Source organism: Streptomyces sp. NPDC033845 (assembly GCF_055576225.1).
The window spans coordinates 16812-29824 of sequence record NZ_JBVIRI010000006.1; the positions used below are offsets into that span (position 1 = coordinate 16812).

Annotated in this window: 12 protein-coding genes; 5 read left to right on the forward strand and 7 right to left on the reverse strand. The window is 73.9% G+C overall.

Annotated features, from left to right (window positions below):
* Window positions 1-5 precede the first annotated feature (5 nt).
* Window positions 6-1391: an MFS transporter gene (locus ACZ50K_RS14835; RefSeq protein ID WP_468902498.1), complete on the reverse strand. Its 1386-nt coding sequence runs from the start codon at window positions 1389-1391 to the stop codon at window positions 6-8.
* 177 nt (window positions 1392-1568) lie between these two features.
* The gene (locus ACZ50K_RS14840) at window positions 1569-1778 is read right to left on the reverse strand and encodes a hypothetical protein (protein ID WP_468902500.1); all 210 of its coding nucleotides are present in this window, start codon (window positions 1776-1778) and stop codon (window positions 1569-1571) included.
* Window positions 1779-2152: 374 nt separating this feature from the next.
* Between ACZ50K_RS14840 and ACZ50K_RS14845 the strand changes: the two genes are divergently transcribed.
* Complete coding sequence (locus tag ACZ50K_RS14845) at window positions 2153-3412, forward strand: bifunctional adenosylcobinamide kinase/adenosylcobinamide-phosphate guanylyltransferase (RefSeq protein WP_468902502.1); 1260 nt, start codon at window positions 2153-2155, stop codon at window positions 3410-3412.
* 45 nt (window positions 3413-3457) lie between these two features.
* On the opposite strand, the gene ACZ50K_RS14850 is transcribed toward ACZ50K_RS14845, so the two are convergent.
* Together ACZ50K_RS14850 and ACZ50K_RS14855 are read right to left on the reverse strand one after the other, a co-directional pair.
* Window positions 3458-5218 (reverse strand): hypothetical protein, encoded by a 1761-nt coding sequence (locus ACZ50K_RS14850; RefSeq protein WP_468902504.1) that lies wholly within the window; start codon window positions 5216-5218, stop codon window positions 3458-3460.
* Window positions 5219-5247: 29 nt separating this feature from the next.
* Window positions 5248-6135: a hypothetical protein gene (locus ACZ50K_RS14855; protein WP_468902507.1), complete on the reverse strand. Its 888-nt coding sequence runs from the start codon at window positions 6133-6135 to the stop codon at window positions 5248-5250.
* A 144-nt stretch (window positions 6136-6279) separates the two neighbouring features.
* Between ACZ50K_RS14855 and ACZ50K_RS14860 the strand changes: the two genes are divergently transcribed.
* Window positions 6280-7704, forward strand: coding sequence for a DHA2 family efflux MFS transporter permease subunit (locus ACZ50K_RS14860; protein WP_468902510.1), 1425 nt, complete (start codon window positions 6280-6282; stop codon window positions 7702-7704).
* Here the strand turns inward: ACZ50K_RS14860 and ACZ50K_RS14865 are convergent.
* The 3 genes from ACZ50K_RS14865 to ACZ50K_RS14875 form a co-directional block, all read right to left on the reverse strand.
* Window positions 7701-8474 (reverse strand): maleylpyruvate isomerase family mycothiol-dependent enzyme, encoded by a 774-nt coding sequence (locus tag ACZ50K_RS14865; RefSeq protein WP_468902513.1) that lies wholly within the window; start codon window positions 8472-8474, stop codon window positions 7701-7703. The two genes, ACZ50K_RS14860 and ACZ50K_RS14865, sit on opposite strands and share 4 nt — an antisense overlap.
* A 112-nt stretch (window positions 8475-8586) precedes the next feature.
* Window positions 8587-9018, reverse strand: a complete 432-nt coding sequence (locus ACZ50K_RS14870) for a GNAT family N-acetyltransferase (protein WP_468902516.1) — start codon at window positions 9016-9018, stop codon at window positions 8587-8589.
* Window positions 9019-9094: 76 nt separating this feature from the next.
* Window positions 9095-9667 carry an ArsR/SmtB family transcription factor gene (locus tag ACZ50K_RS14875; protein ID WP_468902519.1) on the reverse strand — a complete coding sequence of 191 codons (573 nt, stop codon included), beginning with the start codon at window positions 9665-9667 and terminating at the stop codon, window positions 9095-9097.
* Window positions 9668-9724: 57 nt separating this feature from the next.
* On the opposite strand from ACZ50K_RS14875, the gene ACZ50K_RS14880 reads away from it, so the two are divergent.
* From ACZ50K_RS14880 to ACZ50K_RS14890, 3 genes are all read left to right on the forward strand, one after another.
* A complete protein-coding gene (locus ACZ50K_RS14880) occupies window positions 9725-10630 on the forward strand; it encodes a S41 family peptidase (protein WP_468902521.1) in 906 nt (301 codons plus the stop codon).
* 161 nt (window positions 10631-10791) lie between these two features.
* Complete coding sequence (locus tag ACZ50K_RS14885) at window positions 10792-12489, forward strand: purine-cytosine permease family protein (RefSeq protein ID WP_468902524.1); 1698 nt, start codon at window positions 10792-10794, stop codon at window positions 12487-12489.
* Between the two features lie 271 nt (window positions 12490-12760).
* Window positions 12761-12988 (forward strand): zinc-binding dehydrogenase, encoded by a 228-nt coding sequence (locus ACZ50K_RS14890; RefSeq protein WP_468902527.1) that lies wholly within the window; start codon window positions 12761-12763, stop codon window positions 12986-12988.
* Window positions 12989-13013: the final 25 nt, after the last annotated feature.

A 13013-nucleotide genomic window follows, 5' to 3' on the forward strand; every position in this document is an offset into this window, starting at 1 on the left:
CCCCCTCACGCTTCCGCGGCCGCGGGACGGACCGGCCGGACGACGGCGGGGCGGATCCGCCGCGGCCCCCGCACCCGGGCCATGGCGGGGACACCGCCCCGGGTGCGTACCGCGGCGACCGCCGCCAGCCCCGCGATCCCGACACAGGCGCAGCCCGCGAGGGTGAACGCGGTACGCGCCCCGAAGGCCGAGGCGATCAGCCCGGCCAGCGGGGCACCCGCCGCCGCCGAGCCCAGCGTCACGAGCATGGCCAGTCCGGCGGCCCGGCCCTGGAGGCCCGGACCTGCGCCCATCTGGACGGCCGTCGCGGCGGTGGTGGTGAAGCACAGGGCGGCGATCCCGACGGGCACCAGCAGCACCCCGAAGGCCGCCAGCGAGCTGGAGGAGCCGGCGGTGACCTGGAGCACCCCGATCGCCAGGGCGCACACGGCGAGCGTGCGCAGCGGGCAGGTCCGCAGCCGGGCGGCCAGCAGGGCGCCCAGCAGGGATCCCACCGCCAGCAGGGCGCTGAGCATGCCGAAGGACTCCGGGGCGGCCCCGAACCCGTCGGTGGCCAGCGCCGGCAGCAGCACCGGGAGGTTCATCCCGAACAGGGCCATCAGCCCGCTCAGCACCAGCGTCCACCGCAGACCCGGATGGGCGGCGACGAGCCCGAAGGCGCCGGAGCGCCGCGTCCGCTCGGCGGGATGCGGGTCGGGACGGCGGTCCAGGGCGGGCAGGTGCCGCAGCGCGAGCAGCCCGGCGGCGCTGAGCACGGGGGTGAGGGTGCAGAGCAGAAAGGCCCAGCCGGTGCCCAGACAGCCGATGAGGAGACCGGCGGCGGCCGGCCCGGCGATCCGGGCCAGCTGGAAGTTGGCCGTGGACAGTCCGATGGCGGCACGGCGGTGCTCGGGTTCGACCATACGGGGGATGAGGGCCTGCCGGGCCGGGCCCTCCACGGCCGTCATCATGCCGAGCGCCCCCGCGAGCACGCACACGGACCACATGCGGGCGGTACCGGTCGCGACCAGCACCGCCATGGTGAGCGCCAGCACGGCGGCCACACCGTTGCACACCATCATCAGCCGCCGGGGCCGGTAGCGGTCCGCGATCGCACCGCCCCACAGCCCGAACACCAGGGCCGGCAGGCACTGCACGGTCACCACGAGCCCTACCGCGGCCGGGCTGCCGGTGAGCTCCAGCACCAGCCAGTCCTGCGCGGTGCGCTGCACCCAGGTGCCGGTACCCGCCACGGACTGGGAGAGCAGGAACAGCCGGAAGGCCCGCGAGGCCAGGGGCCCGGTCCCGCTCCCGCGCTCCGCCCCGCGCAGCATCCGTACGGCTCGTACGAGGGCGGGGCCGGGGAGCGTCACCGGGAGGGACGGGAGGGTTTTGTGCGGGAGGGGGGACATGTTTCGACGCTAGGCGCGCGGGCCGGATCCGCGATTCCTCCCAACGGTCGGTCGGGGGGACGAGACGGTCGGTCCGGACGAGGGTCCGGCGGGGGTGCCTGCCGCACCGGCGCACGCGGCAGCGGCTGCCCGGTACGGGCAGCCGCTGCGGTGCGACACGGGTAGCTCAGGTCGGTCCTACGGCAGGCACAGCTTGCAGCCGCCCTGCACCGAGGAGGCGAGGACCTGGTTGCCCTCCAGCACGGTGTTCGCGGGGTGCACGGTGGCCGCGCCGCTGACGACGGAAGCGGGCGGCTGGGGTGCGGCCGAGGCGATGGACGCCGTACCGGCGAGGCCGAGGGCGGTCAGGGTGAGTCCGGCGGTGGCGAGGGCTCGGTTGATGCGCATGGTTCAGGTCCTCCAGGACGGTGGGGTCCATCGGTGCCGCACGGTGGTGTGGCGGACCCCAAGGGGTGGGGGCTTGATCTGTTGTGCACCGACCCCTCCACAGAACCGCGAACCTTCCCCGCCCCGCGTCCTGCGTTCGGCCCCCCACCCGGATGAACGCGCCGCCGGGACCGACGGCCGACCCGGATGACGGGCCCGACCGGGCACCGCGCGCCCGAGGCCCGAGGCCCGAGGCCCGAGACCCGAGGCCCGGGGGCCCGGGGCGGGGTCGCGTCCCACAACACCCGATACCGGTCCGTTCGGAGGACGCGGGCGGCGGGGTGGGGCGCGTTCCCTGGAGGGGCCGGTCCGCCGCCCCTCCGGAAGGACGACCCGTGGAACTCACCCTGCTCGGCACCGCCGCCCCCGAAGGACTGCCCCGACCCGGCTGCCCCTGCGCAGGCTGCGCGGCATCCGTCGGTGCGGACGCCCGTGCCGCCACGGCGGTCCTCGTGGACGGGGTCCTGCTCCTCGGAACCACCCCCGGGGCCGCCGCGGCCGCCGCCCGGGCCGGGCACGCGCCGTCCGCGATCCGGCACGTGCTGTCGGCCCGCCCCGAGAAGCCGGAGGACACCGACCCGGCCGACCCGGCCGACCCGGCCGAGCTGGCCTGCGGGCCGGCAGCCGGCCTGCCCCCGGCCGCCCGGCTGCCGGACGGAGGCCACCTGGCCACCACCTCGGGGCACCGGGTGCACCCGGTCCCCGTCGACGTACCGGGCACCGGCCATGGCTACGCCGTGACCGGTCCCGACGGCACCCGCGCCCTCCTCCTGCCGCCCGGCGCGGCCCCCGCCGCCTCCGGTACCGGGGACGGCGCGGAACGCCCGTACGAGGTGGTCCTCGCCGATGTGCTGGGCCGGCCGGAGGCCCTGGCCCGGATGCGCGACACCGGCGCGATCGGCCCGGGCACCGAGGTGATCGCGGTGCACCTCGACCACGAGGACCCGATCGGCCCCGAGCTGGTCCGGCGCTGTGCGGCGGCGGGCGCCCGCCCCGTCCCGGACGGGACCGCGCTCCGCACCGACGGGGACCGGCCCGCCCCGCTGCCGGCCGTCCCGCGCCGGACCCTGGTGCTGGGCGGGACCCGCTCGGGGAAGTCCCGTCACGCCGAACACCGCCTGGAAGCCCACCCGGACGTGGTGTACGCCGCCACCGGAGGCCCCCGGGACGGCAGCCCGGACTGGCTGCACCGGGTACGGCTGCACCAGGAGCGGCGCCCCGCCCGCTGGCGGACGGTGGAGACCGGCGACCTGGTCCCGCTGCTCGCCGAGGACGGTCCGCCGCTCCTGATCGACTGTCTGGCGTCCTGGCTCGCCGTGGAGATGGAGCGGATCGACGCGGGCGACGACACGGCCTGGCTGGGCGGCGGGCGCGGGAAACTGCGCGACCGGTCCGCCGAGCTGGTGTCCGCGATACGGGCCACCGGGCGGCGGGTGGTGCTGGTGAGCAGCGAGGTGGGAGCCGGGGTCGAACCGGGCACGGCCTGGCAGCGGCGCTACCGCGACGAGCTCGGCTGGCTGAACGCGGCCGTGGCCGACACCTGCGAGGAAGTCCTCCTCGTGGTGGCCGGCCAGACGCTGCCGCTGAAGGGCTGATCACCTGTCCAGCCCGTCCTGTCCGGGCTGTGCCCGCGACCCCGTTCAGTCCACCGGCCCCGCCGTGAGGGTGCCCGTGTAGCCGCCCTGACTGTTCCAGGAGAGCTCTCCCGGCCCGGTGAGCCGCAGCTCCACGAGGTCCGGGCAGTAGAAGCTGCCGTCGAAGACCATGCCCGGAAGAGGGCCCTGCTGCCCGCTCGTACGGAAGACCAGGGTCCGGTCCGCACGTGTCGCGGAGTGCGAGAGGGTGGCCGTGCACCCGGTGTCCCCCTTGATCCGCAGCAGGCCGGAGAGATCCCGCACGGTGGGCGGATCGGCACGGCCGGGGGACAGGGCGACCAGCACCTCGTAGCGGGGCGCGGGCCCCGAACTCCCCTTGATCTCTCCGCCGAAGGGCGAGGTCAGGGCGTACACGTCCTCGACCGACCAGGTCGGCTCCCTGGACGGGGAGACGGAGGACGGGGAGACGGAGGACGGGGCGACAGGGGACGGGGCGGACCGGGAATCCGACGGGGTCGGGGGGCTCGCTCCCCCCTCACCGCCGGAGGTGAACAGACCGACTGTGTGCACCGGACCGGTACCGGAGAGCGCCGGGACGACCACCCGCCCGCCCAGGGCCGCGCCCTCTCCCAGACGTCCCTCGTCGGCGAAGGCCTTCAGCCGGATCGCCGTCCACCGCTCGCCGTCGGGGGACACCCAGGCGGCCGGCTGCTCCAGCTCGTTCAGGACGGCGCTGCCCAGTGCGACGAACGTGCCCGCGGACCTGAACAGGTCGCTGACCCAGCCGGTGCCGGGCTTGGAGTCTTCCCCCACCGGCAGCGTGATCTCGGCCCACCGGCCGCCGCCGTCCGTGGACCGCAGGAGGACGGGCCGCTGGTCCGGCGGCTGGCCGCCCGCACCCGCGCCCTTCGTCCGCAGGGCGCTGAGCAGCAGGGTGTCCCCGCGCCCGGCCAGGCCTTCCACGAGCACCAGATCGTCCGGGAGCGGTGTGCTCAGGTCGTCCAGGTGCGCGCCGCCGTCCGTCAGCCGGTACAGGGCGACGGGATACGAGCCGCCGGGGTCGCAGGACCCGACGATCAGCGCTTCCCCGGAGCCGGAGTCGGACCCCGAGCCGACGGCGGCGCCCCGCTCACGGAAACGGCACCCTTCCGGGGCCCGTGCGGCCACGGGCGTCCAGCCTTCGCCCGTCCCGTTCAGCCGCCACAACGAGGTGCCGTCCTGGGTGACGTACGCATGGTCGCCGTCCGTGAAATAGGCCGGTCTGCGGCTTCCGGCATCGGAGGGTGGCTGGAGGAGGCGCCAGGACCGGCCGTCGGCGGAGAAGTAGGTGGGGGCTGAGGCGAGGACGGGAAGCCCGCCGGAGGAGTCCACGCCCCGGGCCTCGACGATGAAGCCGCCGTTCCAGGACATGAGCCCCGAGAACTCGCTGTACCAGCCGGCGCCGCGGCTCACCGTCCGCAGGTCGCTCCTGGTCCAGGTGACGGCATCGGCGGAGTACCAGGCGTCGAGGTCGTACCCGTCTCCGGACGGTTCCGGACCGTCCCCCGCCGCGACCAACAGCCCCTGACCCTCACCCTTCAGTTCACCCTCAGCTCCGGCACCCATGCCCTTGCCGTTGCCCTCGGACACGGCGACGGCCCGGGCATGGAACCCGCCGCCCGGGGTGACGGACACGTCCGCGGCCTTGCCGTACGTCCAGTCGACCGCCACCGTGTCCGTGCCCTCGCCGTCACCCTCGCGTCCCGTGAACCACCACGCCCCCGCGGCGAGCAGCGCCAGCACCACCGTGAGGACTGCGGTCAGCACCCCGGCCCTCCGGCCGGCAGGCCCCGCGCTCACCGGGCGGACCGATCCGGACAGTTGGGCCCGGTCTTCTCCCCGGTGTCCACGAGCTCGCGCCCGCCCCCGTGGGAGTCCGGGCGGACGTCGTAGACGGGGATGCCCCGCACACCGCCCACCGAGCGGAACGGCCCCAGTTCCTGCGACTTCTCCTCACCGCCGACGAGGTATCGGACGGTCAGAGTCCAGGTGTACGTCGCGGTGCAGGAACGGACGCCGACGGTGACGTAGGCCGGCACGTCACGGGTCACCGAGATCCCGGTCAGCAGGGAGTTGCCGGGGACGGACTGCTCGGCCTCCTTGCCGTCGACCACGTCGAACAGCTTCTGCCGGTCGAGGTCGAGGCGCAGTACGGTCGGTCCGCCGCCGGGCCCACCGCAGGCCTGGGTCTTCTTCAGCATCCACTGGTACGCGGTGGTCGTGTTCCGCCCGGTGACGTGCGGTGTCACCGACTTGATCGAGATCTTGTCCGTCCCCTTGGTGCTCAGGGTGAGGTTGAGCACCCCGGTGCCCCAGGAGGCCGCGCCCTTCTCGGCCGCCGCGGTGCGTGGGTCCTTGGCCAGGTCGTCGAGGTCGAGGGAGGTGACGGGCGGGCCGCCCTCCCTCATGGCGACCGCGGACTGCAGGTCGCAGCCCGCTGCCGTGGGCCAGCCCGTGAGCACCGTCAGGGTGCTGGGCGGCGTGGGGTCCCAGAACTCGCTGAGCCAGCCCCAGAGGGCTTGCGCGCCGCCCGTCAGGATCAACAGCAGCAGCCCCGCCACCGCCGAACTCACGGCGGCAGGGACACCCCAGGTGGCCAGTGCCGACTGCTGCGGCCCTGAACCGTTCGCCTGCTGCCCCTGCTGCCCCTGCTGCCCCTGCTGCGAACCCTGCGTCCCTGACATCCCGGCCCCCCAGCCCCACCCGCGCCGTGTCGCGCCCGCACCCGCCCCCGCCCCCCGCTACTCCGGTATTCGGCTTCCGGCCGGGTCCGCAAACCTGCGGCGTGTCGCCGGGCCCCCGGAGTCCGGTTGTGCGAATCGATGGGTGTGCGACTGACCTTGCCCCACCCGCTGCGTCACCCCTCGCCGCTCTTCGCGCTGTGCGTCAGCTTCTTCATGATCTGCCTGGACGCCACGGTCGTGAACGTGGCCGTCCCCGATATCCGCGCCACCCTCGGGGCCTCCCTGAACGAGGCGGTCTGGGTCAACAGCGCCTACGCCCTCTGCTACGCCGTGCCCCTGATCCTCGCGGGCCGCCTCGGTGACCGCTACGGCCCCAAGCGGGTGTTCCTCGCCGGCCTGGCCGGGTTCACCGCCGCTTCGCTGGCCTGTGCGCTCGCCCCCGGTGCTCCGGTACTGATCGCGGCGCGCGCGGCCCAGGGGCTGGGCGCCGCGCTGATCGCGCCCCAGACCATGGCGCTGATCGTCCACCTCTTCCCCGTGCGCCGCCGGGGCCGTGCCCTGGGTGTGTGGGGGGCGGTCGGGGGTGCGGCCATGGCCGCCGGACCGGTGATCGGTGGGCTGCTCATCACCTGGGCGGGCTGGCGCGGCATCTTCCTGGTGAACGTTCCGGTCGGCATCGCGGGCTGGATCGCCGCGGCCCGGCTGCTGCCGGACTGGCGGCCCGCCCGGGAGCACCGTCTCGACCTGTGGGGGATCGCGCTCAGCGCCCTGGGGCTCACCGCGCTGGTCTTCGGGGTGCAGAGCGGCGAGGCGTACGACTGGGGCACGATCGTCGGCCCTGTCACGATCCCCGGGGTCCTCGTGTTCGGGGTTCTGTGCCTGGGTGCGTTCGTGTGGTGGCAGCACCGCAACACCCGCGAACCGCTGCTGCCGCCGCGTCTGTTCCGCAACCGGAACTTCTCCGCCGGGGCCGCCGCGGGCGGCGCCATGGGAGCGGCCATGGGAGGCCTGTTCCTGCCCCTGATGATCTACCTCCAGAGCGACCTCGGCTACAGCCCGCTGGCCGCCGGTGCGGCCACGGTGCCGATGTTCGCGCTGTCCTCGGTGTGCGCCCGTCTCGCGGGCAAGTGGTCCGACACCACCAGCCCCTGGGCCCTCGCGGCCTCGGGTTTCGTCCTGCTGGTGGTGGGAACCGGCTCCCTCGCCCTGTTGCTGCACCCGGGGGTGGAGGTCCTGGCGCTGATGCCCTCGCTCCTGGTGGCCGGTATCGGCATCGGCCTGGTGTCGGCGCCGCTCGCCGGGATCGCCACCAGGTCCCTGGAACCCGCACTGGTCGGCGCGGCTTCCGGAGTCTTCAACACCACCCGCCAGCTCGGCGGGGCGTTCGGCAGTGCAGCCACCGGCGTCCTGCTCCAGGCCGGCCTCGGAGGCACCGCCACCAGCGCCACCCGGGCAGCCCTGGCCTTCCCCGTGGCGGCGCTCCTGCTCGGCCTCGCCTGCTGCGCCGCCGTCCGGCAGGAACCGGAAGAGAAGGGACAACGACAAGGGCAAGGGCAAGGTGCGGTCTAGTCGTTCGGGTCCCAGTTCGCGAGGAGTTCCATCGGCTCCAGGTTGCCGCTGGTCTCCAGGCGGTCGAGGGGGGCGCGGGCGTAGAAGTAGAGGACCAGGTCGCTCGCCGTGCCGCGGATCGCCAGGTCGCCCGGCTCCGCGTCGGCGGGGAGGCGGTCGCTGCGGACGCCGTCGGCGTCGAGGGTCAGACGCCAGGAGCGACCCTCGACGGTGTGCAGGTCGATGGTCGCCGGCTTGAACGGCCAGGGGACGGTGGTCGCCGAGACGGTGGTCAGGAACTCGTCGACGCCCTCGACCGCCACCTCCGCCGGCAGCGGCTGTTCGGCCCCGTGGGTGAGCTGGACGTCGTAGGTGTGGACGGCGAGTTCCTGGATCTGATGCCGGGCCACGGCCCCGCTGGTCTCCGGGGCCTGCGACCGGCCCCACCAGGTCCAGCAGCCGCGGTCCGGGCCCGCGTTCCGCAACGCGTCGAGCATCAGCGCGGTCGACTCGGCGAGCCAGGCGTCCAGGGCCGCCCGGTCGCGGGGCGCGGTCGGGGCGCCCTTCGGGTCCGTCTTCGCCGGGGGCCCGGAGCCCGGGCCGGCCGCGACGATGGCCGCCTGGCGGCGGCGGCCGTCCCCGAGGTGCTGCGCCAGTTCGCGCAGCGTCCAGTCCGGGCAGCTCGGCACCGTGACGTCCAGGTCGGGGGCGTCCGCGATCGCGGAGCGGAAGGCGGCCGCGCGGTCCTCTATCAGCCGCAGGACTTCGGGGAATTCGAGAGTGTCACGCACGTCCGTCGTCTATCACGGGGCCCGGGACCCCGGGTAACGAATTTGCGGCACCCCGTGCACGCCGCGCCGCGCACCGAGCGCCGCGCACCGAGCGCCGCGCACCGAGCGCCGCTCACTGCGCGCCCAGCGTCATCCACTTCTCGGGGTGTTCGAGAGCCGCGAAACCCGCCTTGGCGTAGACGGTGTGCGCGTCCGCGGTGGCCAGCATCACCCGGCGCAGCCCGAAGGGCGCGAGGTGCTCGCAGACGGCGGCGACCAGCGCGTTCCCCAGGCCCAGCCCCCGGCACTCCCGGGCGATGTAGACATCGCAGAGCCAGGCGAAGGTGGCCCGGTCGGTGACCACCCGGGCGTAGCCGGACTGGGTGCCGTCGGCCAGGTCGTAGACCCCGAAGTTCAGCGAGCCGGCCATGGCCGCCTCCTGCTTCTCGCGGGTCCGGCCCATGGCCCAGTACGAGTCCTCGGACAGCCACGTGTGGACGGTCGCGCGGTCCAGACGGGCGGGGTCGGCCGAGATCTCGTAGCCGGCCGGAAGATCGGTGCTCATGGCCGCATACAAGCAGACCGGGTCACCCCGGGCCATCGAATAGTGGGGTCGGTCGGAGCCGGTCGGTCGGAGCCGGTCAGTCGGAGCCGGCCGCGGCCCCGTCCGTCCGGCCCTGCTGGTAGAGGGCCACCAGCACGCCGTGCAGGGGTTCCTCGTCGGCGTCCTCCTCCGCCTCGTCCACCAGCGCGGTGAGGATCCTGCCGAGTTCCTCCGCCTTGGCGGGGCTGAGCCGCAGATGGCGCAGGCTCAGATGGGTCTCGGCGGTGGAGAGGTCCAGCTCCTGGGCGACCGCGGCGAGCATCGCGGCGGTGCCCGCCGCCTGGGGTTCGGCGACGGCCATCCGCCGGGCCGCGCGCTGGTAGTACTGCTCGGTGCCGCCCCGGACCTGGCGGGTCTCGACGACCCGGATCAGCCCGGCCTCGCGGAGCACCTTGAGGTGGTGGGCCACATTGCCCTTCTTCGCGTCCAGCCGCACCGCGAGCTGTCGGACGGTGGCGGGCCGGTGGCCCAGGGCGAAGAGCAGCCGCTGCCGCAACGGGTGGGCGAGTGCCGCGAACTGCTCGGGTGCCCCGATCTCCAGGACCCCGTCGGGCGGCGGCGGGTAGGAGGGCTGGTCGGGCGTACCGGGCACATCAACCGCATCAGGCATAAGGAAAGTGTCTAAAACCTTTGACGCTTTCGCAAGGGCGGTGATCTACTCCCTGCCATGACGACTTCCGTGACAGTTCCGCCCGCCCCGGTCATCGACGAGACGGTCCGACTCCTGACCGAGCACTACGTGTTCGCCGAGACCGCCGAACAGCTCGCCGACCTGCTGCGACGACGCCTCGCCGAAGGCGCCTACGAGGTCGACGGCGCCGAGGAGCTCGCCCGGCTGGTCACCGAGGACCTCCAGTCCCTCAACGGCGACCGGCACCTCAGGCTCAGGCACCACCCGGACGCGGTCCCCCCGAAGCGGGGCGCGGCCACCATGGAGGCGATGCGCCGGGAGTTCGACACCTCGCTGGGCGGTGCGCCCCGCGTGCAACTCCTCGACGGCGGGGTGGCCGTGCTGGAGCTGGGGCCGATGCTGTTCCCGCTGGACTGGGCCGCCGAACCGCTGGCCGCCGCACTCACCCTGGTCTCCCGGGCCCGGGCCCTGATAGTGGACCTGCGGGGCAACCGGGGCGGCGACCCGGACACGGTCGCCTTCGTGTGCGGCTATCTGCTCGACGAGCGCACCCACCTCAACACCATGCGCTGGCGCCGCGGCGACCGCGTCGAACAGTCCTGGAGCCTGCCGCACGTTCCCGGTGCGCGGTTCGGCGGCAGCAAGCCGCTGTACCTGCTGACCGGCGAGACCACTTTCTCCGCCGCCGAGGAGCTGGCGTACGACCTCCAGCAGCACGGCCGTGCCGTGGTCGTCGGCGAGACCACCCGGGGCGGCGCACATCCGTGCGACGGCTGGACCGTGCACCCGCACCTGGAGGTCACCGTCCCCGTCGGCCGCGCCGTCAACCCGGTGTCCGGCACCAACTGGGAGGGCGTCGGCGTGCAGCCGGACGTCCCCTGCCCCGCCGCCGACTCCCTCGCCCGGGCCCACGAACTGGCCCTGGCCCGCCTGGCCGACTGACCCGCCGCCGCGGACGACCGGATCGCGTGTCCGCGGCGGACCGCCGGGGCGGCCCGGGCAACACGCTGTTCACCACAGGGTGCACCCGGGGGCAACAACGGCCTCCTAGCGTGACCGCACCGTTGGAGCACGCCGTGGACCGGGCCGCCGGGAGGCTTCGTATGAGCACCACCGAGTCACGAGGGACCGCGACCGGGTCGCCGGAGGAGGCCGTCGCCGCCCCCGCAACCGGCACGACCGCCACCGGATCGGCGGCGAAGGAGACCCTGGAGGACTACACCCTCCGCTTCGCGCCGCGCAGTTACCGCCGCTGGACCCCGATGGTCGTGGCCACCACGGCCCTCGGCGGGATCGCCTACATGGCCGACTTCTCCATCGGCGCGGGCATCGGGCTGGCCCACGGCACCGGCAACGCCCTCGTCGCCATCACCGTCGCCGCCGTCGTCATCTTCGTCACCGGGTTCCCGCTGGCCTACTACGGCGCCCGCTACAACATCGACCTCGACCTGATCACCCGGGGCTCCGGGTTCGGCTACTACGGCTCGGTCATCACCAGCGTCATCTTCGCCAGCTTCACCTTCATCTTCTTCGCCCTCGAAGGCTCCATCATGGCCCAGGGCCTCGAACTCGGCTTCGGGCTGCCGCTGTGGCTGGGCTATGCCGTCTCCACCCTGATGGTCATCCCGCTGGTCATCTACGGGATGAAGGCGCTCAGCAAACTCCAGGTGTGGACCACCCCCGTCTGGCTGCTGCTCATGGTCGGGCCGCTGGTGTACCTGGTCGCCGCCGACCCCGGCAGCGTCGACCGCTTCCTCGCCCACCCCGGCACGGACGGCGACGGCGCGGTCAACGCCGCCTCCGTCATGCTCGGGGCCGGCGTCTGCCTGTCGCTGATCGCGCAGATCGGCGAGCAGATCGACTACCTGCGGTTCATGCCGCCGAAGACCGAGGCCAACCGGCGCGCCTGGTGGACCGCGGTGGTCATGGCCGGACCCGGGTGGGTGGTGCTCGGCGCGCTCAAGCAGGCCATCGGGGTGTTCCTCGCCGTCTACATCCTCGCCGAGGTCGGTCCGGCCGCCGCGCCCGAGCCGATCCAGCAGTTCCGCAGCGCCTTCGACGCGATGATGTGGTCCTGGCTGGTCGTCCCCCTGGCGGTGGTCCTGGTGGTCATCAGCCAGATCAAGATCAATGTAACGAACGCCTACTCCGGCTCGCTGGCCTGGACGAACTCCTTCACCCGGGTCACCGGCCACTACCCCGGCCGTATGGTCTTCGTCCTCGTCAACCTGGGCTTCGCCCTCGCCCTGATGGAAGCCGACATGTTCAGCTTCCTCAACAGCATCCTGGGCTTCTACTCGAACTGCGCGATCGCCTGGGTCGTCACCGTGGCCACCGACATCGGCGTCAACAAGTACCTGCTGAAACTGTCCCCGCTCCAGCCGGAGTTCCGCCGGGGCATGCTCCACCCGGTCAATCCGGTCGGCGTGGTCGCCTTCCTCGCCGCCTCGGGCCTGTCGATCGCCATGTACTTCCATCTGCTCGGCGACACCCTCCAGCCGTACTCCCCGGTGGCCGCCGCCCTCATCGCCTTCGTGGTCACCCCGCTGATGGCGGTGCTCACCAAGGGCCGCTACTACCTGCGCCGCACCGACGACGGCATCCCCGAACCCCTGCTGGACACGGACGGCAACCCCAGCGCGGCCGTCTTCGACTGCCACGTCTGCCGGCAGCCGTACGAGCGCCCGGACGTCACCGCCTGCGCCGCCCACGACGCGGTCGTCTGCTCCCTGTGCCTGAGCACCGACAAGTCCGCCGCCCATGTCCTCCCCGCCGGCCCCCCGGTGGACTCCCGGCGGTGAGGGTCGTACAGGGCCGCTACCCGCCTTCCCTGGAGGTGGCCTTCCAGATCGCCGGGTGTTCGGCGTCCCGATCGACACCGTCTTCCGGTACGAGGGCCCCGGCGCCCCCGCCCCAGCGGGGCCCGCGACCCCGGAGTCACCCGCTTCGTCCCGGGCGACGAGGTGTACGGCATCTGCGAGGGCTCCTTCGCCGAGTACGCCCGCGCCGAGGAGGGCCGCACCGCCCGTCGGCCTCACCCCCGGACAGGCCGCCGCCGCCCCGGTGTCCGCCGTGTCCGCCCTCCAGGCCCTGCGCCGCACCGGCCGGCTCCGGCCGGGCGGCCGGGTGCTGGTGATCGGGGCCGCGGGCGGCGTGGGCACGTACGCCGTACAACTCGCCAAAGCCCTCGGGGCCGCCCATGTCACCGGGGTGTGCAGCGCCGCCAAGGCGGACCTCGTCCGCTCGCTCGGCGCCGACGAGACCCCCGACCACACCACCCCGACGCCATCAGGGACCTGAGGGCCGGCCGGGTCCGCGGCAAGGC

Excerpts from the sequence above, each read along its gene's own strand:
- ACZ50K_RS14835 (WP_468902498.1), bottom strand. The coding sequence starts at position 1,391 with ATGTCCCCCCTCCCGCACAAAACCCTCCCGTCCCTCCCGGTGACGCTC.
- ACZ50K_RS14840 (WP_468902500.1), bottom strand. The coding sequence starts at position 1,778 with ATGCGCATCAACCGAGCCCTCGCCACCGCCGGACTCACCCTGACCGCC.
- ACZ50K_RS14855 (WP_468902507.1), bottom strand. The coding sequence starts at position 6,135 with ATGTCAGGGACGCAGGGTTCGCAGCAGGGGCAGCAGGGGCAGCAGGGG.
- ACZ50K_RS14870 (WP_468902516.1), bottom strand. The coding sequence starts at position 9,018 with ATGAGCACCGATCTTCCGGCCGGCTACGAGATCTCGGCCGACCCCGCC.
- ACZ50K_RS14875 (WP_468902519.1), bottom strand. The coding sequence starts at position 9,667 with ATGCCTGATGCGGTTGATGTGCCCGGTACGCCCGACCAGCCCTCCTAC.
- ACZ50K_RS14880 (WP_468902521.1), top strand. The coding sequence starts at position 9,725 with ATGACGACTTCCGTGACAGTTCCGCCCGCCCCGGTCATCGACGAGACG.
- ACZ50K_RS14885 (WP_468902524.1), top strand. The coding sequence starts at position 10,792 with ATGAGCACCACCGAGTCACGAGGGACCGCGACCGGGTCGCCGGAGGAG.